Below are 15,478 nucleotides of genomic sequence, written 5' to 3'. Positions count from 1 at the left end.
CATAAAAAAGACCGGAGCGTGAACGCTGCCGGTCTCTGTCAGCTAACCTGTGCACAGGTTAGCCCGATGGATCTCATCTGCTAAGCAGTGCTTAGAGAATATCCAGCAGTTCTACATCAAACACCAGCGTTGAGTAAGGCGGAATACCACCCGGTGAACCCTGGGCACCGTATGCCAGCTGATAAGGAACCGTCAGACGCCATTTGGCACCTTTAGTCATCAGTTGCAGTGCTTCAGTCCAGCCTGCAATCACACCGCCGACAGGGAACTCAGCGGGCTGGCCACGTTCGTAGGAACTGTCGAACACTTTTCCGTCTGTGAATGTGCCGTGGTAGTGAGTGCGAACGGTCGATTCACGGGTAGGGCTTTCGCCGCCCTCTTCACCGGCAGTGACGATTTCGTACTGCAGACCTGAATCGGTAACGAAGACTTCTTCACGCTGAGCATTCTTTTCCAGATAAAGTTCGCCTTCAGCGGCTGCTTCTTTAGCCAGTTTTTCAGCTTGTTCCTGCATGCGAGCCTGGATTTCGTTAAAGGCTGCCTGGATCTTTTCGCCTTCAATGCTCAGTGCTTCACCGGCAAATGCTTCCTGAATGCCAGCAATAACAGCATTCAGCTCTACGCCTTCAAAGCTCTGGGTTGCCAGGTGATCGCCCATCTGACGGCCGATACCGTAGCTGGCAATCTGTTCATTTGTTTCAAGTTTAATATCAGACATGAGTACTCTGTCAGTTCGGTTTAAAGAACGCGAAAGCCTATCATATTTAGATGCCTATATCTCGTCTGTAGCATCACTCTTTCACAAACAGCAAGGGATCTACCCGGGTATTGTTCAGGCTGACGCTCCAGTGCAGATGGGGGCCGGTAACCCGGCCGGTTTTGCCGATGGCGCCGATACTTTCGCCGGTGTTAAGCTGATCGCCGGTTTTTACATCGATTCTGCTCATATGGCAGTACATGGTGGTAAGGCCGTAGCCATGATCAACAATCACTGTGTTGCCGTTGAAGAAATACTCGCCCACGGCAACCACTTTTCCCGGTGCCGGCGCGTTGATTGCGCCGCCCTGTCCTCCGGCGATATCCAGTCCGCTATGCGGGTTGCGGGGCTGATCGTTGAAAAACCGTTTAAGCCCAAAGGGGCTGCTGAAACGCCCGCTCGCTGGCAGATTGAAATTCACGCTGGAGATCTGTGGTGTACTCCAGCTATTGAATGCGGCGACCATTTCCGCCTTCTCGCGCTTATAGCGGGCAAGGTCCTGTTTGTTTGGATTGACGTGGCGTTTATTGGTAACGGTGAGCCGCTGTTCCTTATACTCTTTATTCTGAATCTGAAACGGGAAGCGCTTACCATCGGCTTTCATCAGCTGTTGCTCGCTGGGTTTTGCCGACAGGGGGATACCGATCACGGCAATCCATGGTGCTTGTTGCTCATAGAGGGTGCCCCGCGTTGGCAGAACCATTACCCGGTTGCCCCGATACCAGGCTGAGGGTGCCGCGTCGCTGTTGAGACCGGTCAGCGGGATCAGGGCGATGCCGCCGGGCACCCGGGACTCTTGCGGCAGTTCGAGAGCAGTAACAGAGAGACTGAATAACAGAGTGAATATAAAGCTGATGAGGCGCATAGTGATGTGCTACTCCTTAATAATCTGAGTGACCCTGCTGAGAAAGCGGCCATTACTGAGTCGGGTTTCGACGTTGCTTTGCGGTGTAATCTGGTTGATATCCTGTATCACCTTGCCCTGTTCATCCTGAACAATTGCGTAACCCCGGTCCAGTGTTGCCAGGGGACTTACGCTGTTAAGTGTTGCCGCCAGACCGCTTAGTTTAAGGCTGCTTTGTTTCAGCTGTGCACCGATCAGGTTGAATAACCTGTGTTCCAGCTCATCTTTACGTTGCTGTCCGGCGGCTATAAGGGGCATGGGTGAGCAGCGCAGATAGCGTTGATGTAACTGAGTGAACTGCTGTTTTCGCTGCGCAACGTTAAGTCTGACCGCGCGCTGCATTCGCAGTTCAAGGTCATCCAGTTTTTGGGCCTGCTCTTTCAGTTTATCTCCGGGGTGGCGCAGCCGGGCACGGGTCCATTGCAGCTGTTGCAGCCGTTGCTGATGGGAGCGCTGCCAGGCACGGATCAGTCGCTGCTGTATCTGTTGCAGGCGCAGTAAAATCTGTTGCTGATCCGGGCTGATCAGTTCTGCTGCAGCCGAGGGCGTGGCGGCTCGCATATCGGCAACGAAGTCAGCAATAGAGGTGTCGACTTCGTGGCCGACAGCGCTGATGATGGGGATCTCACTGTGAAAAATGCTGTGGGCGACGACCTCTTCGTTAAACGGCCAGAGATCTTCCAGCGAGCCGCCACCGCGGCCAACAATCAGGATATCGCAACGACCATCTTCATTCGCCAGCCGGATAGCATCGGCGATCTGGTCAGCCGCTTCTGCGCCCTGAACGGCAGTTGGGTACAGCGTGACAGGCAGCGATGGGAAGCGCCGTTTCAGCACGGTCAGAATATCGTGAACGGCGGCGCCGGTTGGTGAGGTGATGATGCCCAGATGGAGTGGGTGGCGGGGGATCGGTTTTTTGAACGCCTGATCAAACAATCCCTGCTGCTGCAGTTTTAGCTTGAGTGCTTCATAGGCTTGCTGCAGCGATCCGACACCGCTTTCTTCCATATAATCACAGATCAGTTGGTAATCGCCGCGTCCTGGATAGAGGCTGACTTTTGCCCTGACAATAACCTTGTCGCCGTTCTTCGCCTGATATTTCAGGTATTGATTACGGTTGCGGAACATTGCGCAGCGTACCTGAGCATCCCGGTCTTTGAGGGTAAAGTACCAGTGTCCGGAGCTGGCTTTTACAACGTTAGACAGTTCACCCTCCACGTGGATAGTGAGAAATGAACTTTCCAGCAGGGATTTTACCTGACGGTTCAGCTCGGTGACGCTGAGCGCGTGGTTTCCGGCGCTATTGGCAGTGAGATTCTGGGGCTGTGTATAGGGTCGCATAGTGCGCATATTAAACCAACCGATCATCGGTTTGTAACGACTGTTTGGCAGAATTAGGGAAATGAATAAAAATGGTTGGGAATAGTTGCATTTTGATTGTCGGGCGTTCGACAAAAGGCTATAATCCCGCGTCTTATTTTTTTAGACACTACAGGCAATCTCACCCATGTTGCGAATCGCTGAAGAAGCCCTCACTTTTGATGATGTTCTACTGGTTCCCGGTTACTCCGAGGTTCTGCCTAAAGACGTTTCGTTAAAGACGCGCCTGACAAAAGACATCGCACTGAATATCCCCCTTGTCTCTGCTGCTATGGATACAGTTACTGAATCCGGCCTTGCAATCGCTATGGCTCAGGAGGGTGGTATCGGTATTATTCACAAAAACCTGACCATCGAACAGCAGGCAGAACAGGTCCGTAAGGTTAAGAAATATGAAGCCGGTGTTGTCAGCGATCCTGTGACCTGCCGTCCGGATATGACCGTGGGTGAATTGAACGCCCTGTCTGCCCGTCTCGGTTTTTCAGGCTTTCCTGTTGTTGATAATGACGAACTGGTGGGGATTGTGACCGGTCGTGATGCCCGTTTTGAAAAGAAACTGGATGCCTCTGTCGCTTCTATTATGACCCCTAAAGAGCGCCTGGTGACGGTGATTGAAGGGGCTGATCCTGACGATGTACGCAATCTGCTGCGTAAGCACCGGATTGAGAAAATTCTGGTTGTTGATGATGAATTTCGTCTGCGCGGGATGATGACCGTTAAGGATATGAATAAAGCGTCAACTCATCCGATTGCCGCCAAAGATGGTAAAGGTCAGCTGTTGGTTGGCGCTGCAGTAGGAACCGGCGCAGAAACCGCTGAGCGTGTCGATGCCCTGGTTAAAGCGGGTGTTGATGTGATTATCGTTGATACTGCCCATGGTCATTCTAAAGGTGTCATTGATCGTGTTGCCTGGGTGAAGCAAACTTACCCGAATGTACAGGTTATCGGTGGTAATATTGCCACTGCTGAAGCGGCTGTTGCTCTGGCTGAAGCCGGTGCTGATGGTGTTAAGGTAGGTATTGGTCCGGGTTCTATCTGTACTACCCGGATTGTTGCTGGTGTGGGTGTGCCTCAGATCAGTGCCGTGGCAAACGTGTCTGCAGCTCTTGAACCGTATGGTGTGCCCTGTATCGCTGATGGCGGCGTGCGTTTCTCCGGCGATCTGTCTAAAGCGATTGTGGCGGGTGCGTCGGCAGTGATGATCGGCTCTATGCTGGCCGGTACCGACGAAGCGCCGGGAGAGGTTGAATTGTTCCAGGGACGGGCTTACAAGTCCTACCGGGGCATGGGCTCACTTGGAGCGATGGCGCAGAGCTCTGGTTCCTCAGACCGCTACTTCCAGGATGCATCGGAAGGCGCTGAGAAACTGGTACCGGAAGGTATTGAAGGCCGGGTGGCCTGTAAAGGACCAATGGGCGGCGTTGTACATCAGCTGGTTGGTGGTCTGCGCTCCTCAATGGGGTACACTGGCAGCGCGGATATTAAGACCATGCGCACCGTGCCGCAGTTTGTTCGCATCACCAGTGCAGGCATGGCTGAAAGCCATGTCCATGATGTCAGCATTACAAAAGAAGCGCCTAACTATCGCGTTGGATAACCGCTTTCTGATGAATAAAACAGGTGGGATGGCTTCGGCCCTTCCACTTTTTCTTTTTTAACACGCTGCTATAACAGCCAATCGCCAGACAGCGCCGGAACGGCCGATGGCGATGATTTCGGAGTCATCGAAATGTCACAAGATATTCATGCTCAACGAATTCTGATTCTGGATTTCGGTTCACAATATACACAGCTGATCGCCCGACGTGTGCGTGAGATCGGAATCTACTGTGAGATACATCCATGGGATATGGATGACGCTGCTATCCGTGAATATAACGCTAAGGGAATTATCCTGGCAGGCGGACCGGAGTCTGTTACCGAAGGTAATTCGCCGCGCGCACCTCAGATTGTGTTTGAACTGGGTATTCCGCTGCTGGGGATCTGTTACGGAATGCAGACCATGGCTGAGCAGTTGGGCGGCAGTGTTATTACCTCCGATCAGCGTGAATTCGGTTATGCCAAAGTACGTCTGGAAGATAGCCCGAGCCGGTTGCTGGAAGGGATTGAAGACCATATTGCCAACAATGGTTCCCTGTTGCTGGATGTGTGGATGAGTCACGGCGATAAGGTGGGTAATCTGCCTGAAGGCTTTAATGTGATCGCCAGCACAGAGAGTGCGCCGGTTGCCGCGATGTGCCATCCGGGTAAAAACTTCTACGGCGTTCAGTTCCATCCTGAAGTGACCCACACTAAACAGGGTGGCCGAATTCTGGAACGTTTTATCCGTGATATATGTGACTGTGATGCCCTCTGGAATCCGGCTAACATTATTGCTGATCTGATAGAAAAGGTGCGTGAGCAGGTCGGGGGCCAGAAAGTTCTGCTGGGGCTTTCCGGTGGTGTTGACTCATCCGTTGTTGCGGCGCTGCTGCACAAAGCGATTGGTGAGCAACTGACCTGCGTATTTGTTGATAATGGTCTGCTGCGAAAGCAAGAAGGCGATCAGGTGATGGACATGTTCGCTAAGAACATGGGGGTCAAGGTTATCCGTGTGGATGCTGAGGATCTGTTCCTGGGACGTCTTAAGGGTGAAAATGATCCTGAGGCCAAGCGTAAGATCATCGGTAATACCTTCATCGAAGTGTTTGATGATGAAGCCACTAAGCTGACAGAGGTTAACTTCCTGGCACAGGGCACCATCTATCCTGACGTCATTGAGTCCGCGGCGGCTAAGACCGGTAAAGCTCATGTGATTAAATCCCACCATAACGTCGGCGGTTTGCCGGATGATATGAAGATGGATCTGGTTGAACCACTGCGTGAATTGTTTAAGGACGAAGTGCGTAAGATCGGTCTGGAGCTGGGCCTGCCTTACGATATGGTTTACCGTCATCCGTTCCCGGGTCCGGGTCTGGGTGTGCGTATACTCGGTGAAGTTAAGAAAGAGTATGCCGACATTCTGCGTGAAGCCGATGCTATCTTCCTGGAAGAGCTGCACCGGGCTGACTGGTATCACAAGACCAGCCAGTCATTTGCAGTGTTCCTGCCGGTTAAGTCTGTCGGTGTGGTTGGCGATGGTCGTCGATATGAGTATGTGATTGCACTGCGTGCTGTTGAAACCATCGACTTTATGACCGCACGCTGGGCGCATCTGCCATATGAGCTGCTGGAAACCGTTTCCAGCCGGATTATTAACGAAATCCCTCATGTGTCCCGGGTAACTTATGATGTAAGTTCTAAGCCGCCAGCGACGATTGAGTGGGAATGATTTCCCTGTAAAATTAGAAAAAGCCCGCTGATGCGGGCTTTTTTTTTGCTTTATTGCAGCTTTCGCTCGAAAACTATTCTTTTCAATTTCTCCATGTTTAAGCTTTCAATATAAGAAAACTTGCCATTCCGGATAGTGGTTCTCAGAAGTGGCGCTCCGGTCAGCAATGTTTAATCCCCCCCATATTTCGTTTCGCCATCAGAACCAGTCACTTCTATACTATTGCTATCTGCCAGACAGTAAAACAACGGTAAATTGTCTACAGGGGAGACCAGAGATAGTCTTATGGATATGAATCAGGACGGATCTGAGGGCAACTCATTAAAGAATACCGGCGTAGTGGTCTCGGTACGCGGCAGTGTGGTCGATATCATGTTTGACCTGCATCTGCCCCCGATTAACGCACTACTGCATGCCTGTGAGGGGACCATTGCGATAGAGGTGCTGTCACAGCTTAACGCACACCGGGTACGCGGTATTGCACTGACAGCAACCCAGGGACTGGCGCGCGGTATGCTGGTGGAAGACAGTGGCGGACCGTTACAGGCCCCGGTGGGCAAGGGGGTTCTGTCGCGTATGTTTGATGTGTTTGGTAATGCAATTGATCGCCAGCCCGCGCCGACTGATATTCAGTGGCGTAGCGTGCATCATGCACCACCCCCGTTAGCCAGGCGATCTACTAAGTCAGAGATCTTCGCGACCGGTATTAAGCTTATTGATGTGCTGATGCCCCTGGAGCGTGGCGGTAAAGCGGGTTTGTTTGGTGGCGCCGGTGTCGGCAAAACGGTGTTACTTACCGAGATGATCCACAATATGGTCGGGCAACATGCCGGCGTGAGTATATTTTGCGGTATAGGGGAGCGTTGCCGCGAAGGTGAAGAGCTCTATCGTGAGATGAAAACCGCCGGCGTGCTCGACAATATGGTGATGATGTTCGGTCAGATGAACGAGCCGCCAGGGGCGCGTTTTCGGGTGGGGCACGCGGCACTGACCATGGCCGAATATTTTCGTGATGATGAGCATCGCGATGTATTACTGCTGATCGATAATATTTTTCGTTTCATCCAGGCGGGTATGGAGGTGTCTGGTTTGATGGGGCAGATGCCGGCGCGTCTGGGTTATCAGCCGACAATGGGTACCGAGTTGTCGCAGCTTGAAGAACGTATCGCCAATACGGACACCGGTGCTATCACCTCAATCCAGGCGGTGTATGTACCGGCAGATGATTTCACTGATCCGGCAGCTGTGCATACTTTTTCGCATCTCTCTGCGTCTATCGTATTGTCGCGTAAACGCGCAAGCGAAGGGCTTTATCCTGCCATCGATCCGTTACAGTCGAGTTCTAAAATGGCCACCCCCGGCATCATTGGCGAGCGGCATTATGAGCTGGCACAGGAGATCCGTCGTACCCTTGCTCAGTACGCTGAGCTTAGGGATATTATCGCCATGCTCGGTATGGAACAGTTGTCACCAGAGGACCATAAAGTGGTTGGGCGTGCCCGGCGACTAGAGCGATTCCTCACCCAGCCATTTTTTACCACAGAGCAGTTTACCGGCCATACTGGCAGGCTGGTGCATCTCAGCGATTCACTCGATGGGTGTGAACGTATCCTGCGTGATGAATTTAAAGACTATCCTGAAAGTGCGCTTTATATGATCGGCGCGATTGACGAGGCCCGGAAGGATAACAGTGATAGTGTCAACCGGGTGATGGCAGCGCCAGTGGGTAGCGCGAATGAACCTTAAAGTTCTTTTGCCTTTTAAGGTCTTTGCCGAAAAGCGTGATGTGTTGCGTATTGTTGCGGTAACAAACGAGGGGGCATTCGGGCTGCTACCGCGACGAAGAGACTGTGTAGCACCGTTGTCGGCGGGAATACTGGTGTATGAGACTGCGGCAGAGGGAGAGTGTTATATCGCGGTCGATGAAGGCGTTCTGGTGAAAACGGGTCGTAATGTGCAGGTGTCGGTACGTAATGCTATTACCGGTATGAGTCTGGAGCGGTTGCGGGCCGCCATAGAGACAGAGTTTGAACAGCTGGATGAGCAGGAGCGAAAGGTGCGTTCGGTGCTGGCGAAGATGGAGAGCGGGTTAATTCATCAGTTGGCGGAGTTTCATCATGACTGAAAAGCCCGGGATCAATAAACGGCCTGATAATAAAGAGTTCAGCAAGCAGGTGGGCGATATGGCTAAGCGTAAGCTCAGGGCGCAGCGCCATGTTTCCCGAACGGTGTGGTCGGGCCTGGGGATGATGGGGCTGGTTGGCTGGTCGGTGGCGATGCCAACCCTGCTGGGTGCTGCGCTTGGATTATGGCTGGATAAGCGTTACCCCGGTGAACATTCTTGGACACTGGCGCTGCTGGCCATTGGACTTGGCCTGGGGTGCTTTAATGCCTGGCGCTGGATTGTGAAGGAAGACAAGGAGATTCATCGGGACGAGGATGAGGATAATCATGAGTGAGATTCTACCATTGGTATGGGAGCTTTTATGGGCACTTGTCGAGGGCGTATTACTCGGGGTGTTTTTTTACGCCGGGCTCTGGTGGACAGTGCGCAGACTTAGCTTGGTCAAGCAGGTCGGGCTGCTGTTTTTAGGCAGCCTGCTGCTGCGCACGGCTGTTGTTATGCTGGGATTCTATTTTCTTCTGGGCGATAGCTGGCAGCACTTATTGGCAGGCCTGAGCGGTTTTGTGGTCGCACGAGTCATCGTTATCCGCTTAACACGCCCTGTCGATAAACTGAAAACTACCGTTATGGCAGACAGCTCATGAATCTGAGTCCTGACAACATTATTTACTGGCAGGCGGGTTTTTTTAAACTCAATGCCACCATTATTTTCACCTGGGGGCTGATGTTTGTGCTGGTTATCGGTTCGAAGCTGATTACACGAAACCTGTCGACCGGATTGCAGCGTTCACGCTGGCAAAACCTGATGGAGATTATGGTTACCGGAATTAATCTGCAGATCGAAGAAGTAGGGTTGAACAATCCGCAAAAATATATCGCCTTTCTCGGCAGTCTGTTTCTGTTCGTGGCAATGGCAGCCCTGTTTACCATTATACCGGGCTATGAGCCACCGACGGGATCGCTCTCAACCACCGCGGCACTGGCGATCTGCGTGTTTGTGGCTGTACCGATGTTTGGCATCCAACAGAGTGGGCTGAAGAACTACCTGCGTGGTTACCTGAAACCAACGGTTATCATGCTGCCATTCAATATTGTGAGTGAGATCTCCCGCACACTGGCACTGGCGGTGCGCTTGTTTGGCAACATGATGAGTGGGGCGATGATACTCGCTATCCTGCTGACGATTACGCCCTTTATTTTTCCGGTTGCGATGAGTGCGCTTGGATTGTTGACCGGGATGGTGCAGGCGTACATCTTCAGCATTCTGGCCACTGTGTATATTGCGGCAGCTACCCGGATCAGCAGCACCCGGCCGACCGGTACGACTGATCAGGAAACCTGACTGATTTTGAGCCGGATGGCTTTTGTAAACCTTGCTTTGTAAAAGCAGACAGTTGTATGCGGATCTGGAAATATCAAATACGAAATTCAAAGGAGCTATTATGGACAGCGCAACGATTATCGCTATGGTATCCATTTTTACCGCTGGCATAACCATTGCCATCGGTGTTATCGGACCATCACTGGGCGAGGGTAAGGCCGTGGCCGTCGCGCTGACCTCCCTGGCGCAACAGCCCGATGCATCTGCCACCATCACCCGGACGCTGTTTGTGGGTCTGGCGATGATCGAATCCACTGCCATATACTGTTTTGTCGTGTCGATGATTCTGATTTTTGCCAATCCGTTCTGGAACTATTTTGTCACTCAGGCTGCCGGGTAAAAATCGATGCTGATCGACTGGTTTACCGTTAGCGCACAGGTCGTCAACTTCCTGATTCTGGTGTGGCTGCTGAAACGTTTCCTGTACCGGCCCATTCTCGATGCCATTGATGCCCGGGAACAGAGGATCGCCACGAAAATTGCGGATGCCGAAGCAAAAGATCGAGAAGCGCAGAAGCAGCAACAAGCCTATCGGCTTAAAAATGAGGCGTTCGAACAGCAGCGCAACACACAGATTAATCAGATGCAGGCGGCAGTTAATGCCGAGCGTGAGAGGTTGCTCGATGCCGCCCGAAAGGACTCTGAGGTGTTGCGTAAGCGTCTGGTACAAGCGCAGAGAGATGAGCAGCTTACCCTGAATGAAGAACTTCGGTGTCGTACGCAGAAAGAGGTGTTTGCGATTGCCCGTAAAGCGTTGTGTGATCTTGCCGGAACCGCTCTGGAACAGCGTATGACAGAAATATTTATTGCCCGTCTGCGTGAGCTCGATGCCGGAGAAATAACCCGTTTAAAATCAACGTTTAACGATGCGCTGCGGATACAAACGGCTTTCAAACTGTCGGCACAACAGCAGACCGATATTGAAGAGCAGCTTGCGGAGGTTTTTGGTAAACAGAAATCGGTCGAATTTGTTATCGCAGCGGATCTGATCAGCGGCATTGAGATCAGCGCGAATGGACGCAAGATTGCTTGGAGTATTACTGATTATCTGGGGGCGCTGGAGCGAAGTGTAGATGAGCTGCTGAAACCCCGCTCTGAAGTGGCCAGTGCTGATCCGGAAAACTCAGGCTTGGCAAGGACAAAGACAAAGGAGGGCGATAGCGATGAGCACTGAAGACGTTCCCGGGGATAGCCTCACGGAGTTGTTCGACAGTGTGTTTGCCGGAATGGCTCAGGCGCGGGAGTCTGTCATGCCGGGGCTGACTCCGCGTGAGATCGGAACGATTACCAGTATCACTACTGGCATTGCCAAGGTCTCAGGCTTGCCAGGCGTTGGTTTTGATGAACTGCTTAAATTTTCCGGTGATACCTATGGCATTGCCTTTAATGTCGATGAAGACGAGATCGGGGTAATACTGCTGGGCGATTATTCCAGTCTGCAGGCGGGTGATGAGGTCCAGCGTCTTGATCGTGTGGTGGATGTACCGGTGGGGGATGGACTGATCGGACGCATCATTAACCCGATAGGTCAGACGCTTGACGGGCAGGGGAGGCTGGTAACAAGTGAACGTCTGCCGGTTGAGCGTTCGGCGCCGTCGATACTGGAACGCGATCCGGTCACCGAACCATTGCAAACCGGAATCAAAGTTATTGATGCACTGATTCCTGTGGGCCGGGGGCAGCGTGAACTGATTCTCGGCGACCGGCAGACCGGTAAAACCGCTATTGCGCTCGATACCATACTCAACCAGCGTGGCAAAAATGTGGTGTGTGTGTATTGCGCTATTGGCCAGCGTGCTTCGGGCGTCGCTAAAGTGATTGCCACATTGCGGGAGGAGGGGGCGCTGGCATACAGTGTCGTTGTTGTTACTGAAGGTAATGATCCGCCCGGTCTGGCATACGTGGCCCCCTACGCCGCGACCAGCATCGCCGAGTATTTTATGCAGCAGGGGCGTGATGTTCTGGTTGTCTATGATGACCTGACTCACCATGCACGGGCTTACCGGGAACTGTCTCTGTTGTTGCGAAGGCCGCCGGGTCGTGAGGCCTATCCCGGTGATATTTTCTATATTCATTCCCGGTTACTGGAACGCGCCACGCATCTGCGCGCGGAACTCGGGGGGGGATCAATTACGGCCCTGCCGGTTATTGAAACCGAGGCAGAGGATATTTCTGCCTATATCCCCACTAATCTGATCTCCATCACCGATGGACAGATCTATCTTTCACCTTCGCTATTTGAGTTGGGTGTGCTGCCAGCCGTTGACGTGGGTAAGTCTGTTTCCCGGGTCGGTGGTAAGGCGCAGCGCGCAGCATACCGTGCGGTGGCAGGCGATCTAAAACTTGCCTATGCACAGTTTGAAGAGATGGAAACCTTTGCCCGCTTCGGTGCCCGTCTGGATGACAGTACCCGCAAAATCCTTGAGCACGGTCGTCGTATCCGCGCCTGTCTGCAACAGCAGGAATCCGATCCGGTTTCCATGGTCGAGCAGATTGCCGTGTTGCTGGCGCTAACGGCAAAGCTTTTTGATGCTGTTCCCCTTGATCAGATGAGTGCGGCTGAGAATGCTGTGCGACAGAGCGCTTCAGAGATCCCGTCTGACGTGTGTGCCCGACTTGAGAGTGCACAAAGTCTCAGCGATGCGGACCGGGCGCTGATTACCCGGATCGCCAGCAATGCACTCAGGGGCTTTCTTACTGAATCGACGGCGAAAACATTATGAGCGAAAGCATTGCCAGCCTGCGTCATAAAATAGGTAGCGCTGAAGAGCTTGAGTCGGTTGTGCGCACCATGAAAGCGATGGCGGCATCCAGCATCAGTCAGTACGAAAATGCAGTACGCTCACTGGATGATTATTATCGAACGGTTCAGTTGGGTCTCGCCGCATGTTTTCGGGAAAACAGATCCTTAGGTATTATCCAGACAATAAAGCAGCCGCAACAGATTCCCGTTGCAGCGATTGTGTTTGGTTCCGATCAGGGGCTGGTGGGGCAGTTTAACGAAATCATGATGGAATATGCGGTTGCTACGCTGCAAGAACTGCCGGGCAAAAAAACGGTATGGGCGGTGGGTGCGCGTATTCAGTCGCGTCTGGCAGATACCGGTCTGCCACCACTGGGCGGTTTTGCCTTGCCGGGCTCGATTAATGCGATTGCTCCACTGATCGGAGATATCCTGATTGAGCTGGAAGCCCGGCGTGAACAGGGCTTAATTGAGCAGGTTTACCTGTTTCATAACCACCCGGTGAGTGGATCGGCTTATACTCCGGTCAGTCAGCAGATATTGCCGCTGGATCAGGCATGGCTGCTTAATCTGGCCCAAATACCCTGGCCAACGCAAAACCTGCCTGAGGTGATGGGGAACCGTGAACGAACCCTGAGCGCCCTGGTGCGTGAATATCTTTTTGTGACGTTATTCAGGGCATGTGCAGAATCTCTTGCCAGTGAAAATGCCAGTCGTCTGGCGGCGATGCAACGCGCCGAAAAAAACATCGATGAATTGCAGCATGATCTTAACCGCTGTTTTCATCGCTTGCGGCAAAGCGTGATTGATGAGGAGCTGTTTGATGTTATTTCCGGCTTTGAGGCACTGAAAAACTAAGCAGGATGATCCGTCAGCGAGAGGTTACAAGTCGGGTATCTCTCTCCTGCGTGTCGCTCTGTTGATAATCTGTTGGTTTAATCGGTTCCGGTACCGGTGTCAGGTGTTTAAACAGATAGTTCTGCAGTTCGTTCAGACACTTAAATATCTTGTGGATGTGGGCGTTGATTGTCGATACCAGAGCGTTAGCGCGTGTGTGATCTTCTGCAGAAACCGATGTGATCAGCTCCTCTCCGGCCTGATACATCGCCAGTAAATAACGCTCTATCTGTTGGAATGGGAGTGTTGAACGGTAATCAAATTCGTTATCTTCGCCATCGAAATACCACTTGCCTAACTGCGTGGCTTTCGGGTCCGGAGCCTCTTGTAGCTCACAGTCTGTACCCTCTGTCCATATTGTCAGCCACTGATTAGCAGTCAGAATTAACTCAAGTGCCGAGCCCGAACTGTGACCATAAACCATCGATTTATACACCGACGTCATCAGTGCCTGGGTTTTTTTCGCAGTATTGCCGGCAAGCCCCGAGGTGCGTGATGAAACCTGATGAACGTTGCGGGCCAGATTTCTGAGATTTTCGATTTTATGATCAACAGTGACTGTATTCGTATGAATTTTTTGAACTAAATCCGAGATCTCTTTACTCGATTCGCAGGTTCGACTGGATAACTCCCTTACCTGATCAGCCACGACAGCAAATCCCCGCCCCTGTTCGCCTGCGCGTGCTGCTTCAATTGCGGCATTCAGCGCCAGCAGGTTAGTTTGCTCAGAGATCTTGTTAATGATGCCGACGAAATTATTGATATCCCCGGCCAGTAATTTAAGGCTTTTTACCACGGTCTGAGTATCGTCAGCACTATTGGATATCTCCAGCATCGAGGCGTCCAGTTGTTCCAGTTCCGCTCGCACTTGTTCCATCTCAGCGTTGGAGCCTTCGCATTCAGACATCGGCTCAAACAGTTCGTCTGAAATCTGCTGTACACCCTGATTCAGATAGGTTAACTGATCCGTCAGGTCGGTAGTCCGGCTTATGTAGGTAGCCCTGGAGATTGACCCGATGTTCTGTCGGGGGATGGATTCGAGAGTATTAATGGCTCTGGCCTGTTCGGCCAGCTGCGACTCCAGCCGCGAATTCTTGTCTGTCAGCACGCGCAGAGTCTCCTCAAGCTCGGCGATTTTTACTTTGTACTTTCTGGTAAACATCTTAGATTCCTGAACTTAATGGATAGGTCTTAAGTAGATACAGGATGGGACGCTGAGTGACTATCAACCAAAGGGTTGAAGGTAGGTGTCGAAAGCTGTGTGCCGCAGGGATCAGGGCTGCACAGGCTCTTGATGGGGGGCAGTCTCTGGTTAAAAGACTGATACGGAGTAATCGTAGGGGACACTCCCGTTGGTGGATCAGGGCGACGAACAAGAGAGATCCGCCTGGTGTTGCTGAGTTGTTTTTTACTTCATAGGCATCGGGCCATGAATGATTCTGTCATGACATTAAAATTCCACGGCCAGTTATTTCAGCCTAAGCCCACTTCAACCAAAGCCCGCTCAACCTAAGTCCCGCTGTCCCACATGACATCGCAGCCCTCTTTTTGGGCTGCCTTAAATAACTCAACGAGAGGCAGTGCCCGGTGAGAGAGGCTGACACTGGGTTCGTCATCGTATCCGGACTCCTCTGCTTCTTGTGGCGACGGTATATCGGCGGCGATATTTTTTTCCAGGCGGGTTAATGCCGCCGGGATATCATCAGCAAGCAATGCGCCGGGCACCGTCTGGCTATGTCCCATCATCTTAAGCAGTTTCAGGGCTACGTCGCCAAACAGGGTGATTTTCCCGTAGGCAGGGCAGGAAAAGGTTACCAGCATGATTATCTCCTTTGTTGTTTTCTGCGGTCAACGAGTACCACCCGCCGCAGTGGGAAGGGAATCCATGTCACCCAGTGAATCTGATGATCCACGGATGGTTTTCAGTCACACGCTGCGGCGTATGACTACAGTGTAGTCTTGTTGGTTCTCACTTCCACAG

The 15,478-nt window shown here is 52.2% G+C and carries 16 protein-coding genes; 11 read left to right on the top strand and 5 right to left on the bottom strand.

Going from position 1 to position 15,478, the window contains the following annotated elements:
• Positions 1-91: 91 nt before the first annotated feature.
• From KDX31_14605 to KDX31_14595, 3 genes are all read right to left on the bottom strand, one after another.
• Positions 92-718 (bottom strand): FKBP-type peptidyl-prolyl cis-trans isomerase, encoded by a 627-nt coding sequence (locus KDX31_14605; protein ID UTW02570.1) that lies wholly within the window; start codon positions 716-718, stop codon positions 92-94.
• Between the two features lie 73 nt (positions 719-791).
• Positions 792-1,622 (bottom strand): peptidoglycan DD-metalloendopeptidase family protein, encoded by an 831-nt coding sequence (locus KDX31_14600; protein ID UTW02569.1) that lies wholly within the window; start codon positions 1,620-1,622, stop codon positions 792-794.
• Between the two features lie 9 nt (positions 1,623-1,631).
• A complete protein-coding gene (locus KDX31_14595) occupies positions 1,632-3,002 on the bottom strand; it encodes an exodeoxyribonuclease VII large subunit (protein UTW05404.1) in 1,371 nt (456 codons plus the stop codon).
• A gap of 166 nt (positions 3,003-3,168) precedes the next feature.
• Here KDX31_14595 and guaB point away from each other — a divergent pair, with 166 nt between their 5' ends.
• The 11 genes from guaB (at position 3,169) to KDX31_14540 (ending at position 13,458) form a co-directional block, all read left to right on the top strand.
• Positions 3,169-4,638: an IMP dehydrogenase gene (gene guaB / locus KDX31_14590; GenBank protein ID UTW02568.1), complete on the top strand. Its 1,470-nt coding sequence runs from the start codon at positions 3,169-3,171 to the stop codon at positions 4,636-4,638.
• 132 nt (positions 4,639-4,770) lie between these two features.
• The gene (gene guaA, locus KDX31_14585; GenBank protein UTW02567.1) at positions 4,771-6,351 is read left to right on the top strand and encodes a glutamine-hydrolyzing GMP synthase; all 1,581 of its coding nucleotides are present in this window, start codon (positions 4,771-4,773) and stop codon (positions 6,349-6,351) included.
• A gap of 285 nt (positions 6,352-6,636) precedes the next feature.
• Positions 6,637-8,097: a F0F1 ATP synthase subunit beta gene (locus tag KDX31_14580; protein ID UTW02566.1), complete on the top strand. Its 1,461-nt coding sequence runs from the start codon at positions 6,637-6,639 to the stop codon at positions 8,095-8,097.
• A complete protein-coding gene (locus KDX31_14575; protein ID UTW02565.1) occupies positions 8,087-8,476 on the top strand; it encodes a F0F1 ATP synthase subunit epsilon in 390 nt (129 codons plus the stop codon). The genes KDX31_14580 and KDX31_14575 overlap by 11 nt, the downstream gene beginning before the upstream one ends.
• Positions 8,469-8,810 (top strand): AtpZ/AtpI family protein, encoded by a 342-nt coding sequence (locus KDX31_14570; GenBank protein ID UTW02564.1) that lies wholly within the window; start codon positions 8,469-8,471, stop codon positions 8,808-8,810. The genes KDX31_14575 and KDX31_14570 overlap by 8 nt, the downstream gene beginning before the upstream one ends.
• Positions 8,803-9,120 carry an ATP synthase subunit I gene (locus tag KDX31_14565; protein UTW02563.1) on the top strand — a complete coding sequence of 106 codons (318 nt, stop codon included), beginning with the start codon at positions 8,803-8,805 and terminating at the stop codon, positions 9,118-9,120. Before KDX31_14570 ends, KDX31_14565 begins: the two co-directional genes overlap by 8 nt.
• A complete protein-coding gene (locus KDX31_14560) occupies positions 9,117-9,818 on the top strand; it encodes a F0F1 ATP synthase subunit A (GenBank protein ID UTW02562.1) in 702 nt (233 codons plus the stop codon). Before KDX31_14565 ends, KDX31_14560 begins: the two co-directional genes overlap by 4 nt.
• A 100-nt stretch (positions 9,819-9,918) precedes the next feature.
• On the top strand, positions 9,919-10,197 hold the full coding sequence (locus KDX31_14555; protein ID UTW02561.1) for a F0F1 ATP synthase subunit C: 279 nt from the start codon (positions 9,919-9,921) through the stop codon (positions 10,195-10,197).
• A 6-nt stretch (positions 10,198-10,203) separates the two neighbouring features.
• Positions 10,204-11,031, top strand: coding sequence for a F0F1 ATP synthase subunit delta (locus KDX31_14550; GenBank protein UTW02560.1), 828 nt, complete (start codon positions 10,204-10,206; stop codon positions 11,029-11,031).
• Entirely contained in the window at positions 11,021-12,580 is a 1,560-nt protein-coding gene (locus tag KDX31_14545) for an alternate F1F0 ATPase, F1 subunit alpha (protein UTW02559.1), read from the top strand. The genes KDX31_14550 and KDX31_14545 overlap by 11 nt, the downstream gene beginning before the upstream one ends.
• Complete coding sequence (locus KDX31_14540; GenBank protein ID UTW02558.1) at positions 12,577-13,458, top strand: F0F1 ATP synthase subunit gamma; 882 nt, start codon at positions 12,577-12,579, stop codon at positions 13,456-13,458. Before KDX31_14545 ends, KDX31_14540 begins: the two co-directional genes overlap by 4 nt.
• 13 nt (positions 13,459-13,471) lie before the next feature.
• On the opposite strand, the gene KDX31_14535 is transcribed toward KDX31_14540, so the two are convergent.
• Positions 13,472-14,659: a hypothetical protein gene (locus KDX31_14535; GenBank protein ID UTW02557.1), complete on the bottom strand. Its 1,188-nt coding sequence runs from the start codon at positions 14,657-14,659 to the stop codon at positions 13,472-13,474.
• 347 nt (positions 14,660-15,006) lie between these two features.
• Positions 15,007-15,318 carry a DUF1840 domain-containing protein gene (locus KDX31_14530; protein UTW02556.1) on the bottom strand — a complete coding sequence of 104 codons (312 nt, stop codon included), beginning with the start codon at positions 15,316-15,318 and terminating at the stop codon, positions 15,007-15,009.
• Between the last annotated feature and the right edge of the window lie 160 nt (positions 15,319-15,478).

It is taken from the genome of Amphritea atlantica, assembly GCA_024397875.1.
Lineage (GTDB): Bacteria > Pseudomonadota > Gammaproteobacteria > Pseudomonadales > Balneatricaceae > Amphritea > Amphritea atlantica_B.
Note: the sequence above shows the minus strand (reverse complement) of the source record. Positions and strands in the feature narration are given on the sequence as shown.